Below are 999 nucleotides of genomic sequence, written 5' to 3'. Positions count from 1 at the left end.
CTCGTCGAAGGTGGGCAGCGCCGACAGTGACGCCGTCGGCCCCAAACCCTGGGGAAAGTCGTCGTCCGGTGGGCAGCGGATCGCCCGAGTCGCGGTGACGGACCCACCGCACACCAGCCGAAGCGCCGTCACCAGGCGGCTGGCTGGCTCGACCAGCGCGCCAGAATCCGGCGCCGTCGGTTGGGCGGGTACGTCCATGGCCGAGCACACCGGGTACGAGGTGCAGCGGGTCAGGGCCCACTGGTGGAACCGCGACACGGTCACCGAGTTCGGGCCGCCCGCGAAGGCGATCGGCACCGCGAGGTAGCCGATCGCGGCGCTCACCTGCCGGTCGCTCATCGCCTGCAGCACCAGGCCGTCCGGCAACGTGACCGCCTCGATACCCGCGGTGGGGGTGAAGGCGTTGAGCGGGACCACCTCGACCAACCGCGCCCGCGTGGCCAGCAGACCGTCCTCCAACCTGCTGTACGCGGCGTCGAAGGCATCCTGGTCGAACCGGTAGCGCCCGACGGCGGCAACCACGGGTTCCAGGACGTGCTTAACCAGCGTCCACCCCAATTGCCGGAGCGTGAGCGCGAACTCCACCCCGACCATGCAATCCACCCGCTCGCGCAGCACCTCATCGGCGACCACGATGGCCCGCACCGCCCCCATCTCGGCGAAGGTGTCCAAGAACCGGTAGTCGGTGACCCGGCCCGGCATCTGCCAGGCACCGCGGCGGATCGCTACGAACGACTCCTGCCCGTGGCGGTGCCACTCGCCGAAGTCGGGAACGGTCGCGAACACCGGCACGCCGTCGCGAGCGGCCAACTCGCCGAGCACCGCCGCCATCAACTGGCCCACTGCCGCATGCAACTTCGGGCGTCGCGCCCGACCCGTCGCCACGTCATCTGTCGCCACCATTGGCCGTCCTCCATGCCCGATCTCACGCGAACCGGACAGGATCCCAGACTCCCCCAGCAGGGCGCATCTGACTTTCGCCCCTCACCGGCCCCAGCG

General features: G+C 70.5%; 1 pseudogene. It reads right to left on the bottom strand.

The features are described from left to right. Positions 1-903: pseudogene (locus ACLQ24_RS29810) on the bottom strand (hypothetical protein); the annotation flags it as partial. Positions 904-999: the final 96 nt, after the last annotated feature.

The organism is Micromonospora sp. DT4 (assembly GCF_049841675.1).
Lineage (GTDB): Bacteria > Actinomycetota > Actinomycetes > Mycobacteriales > Micromonosporaceae > Micromonospora.
The sequence above is the reverse complement of the archived record's forward strand: the minus strand, read 5'-3'. Positions and strand labels throughout refer to the sequence as shown.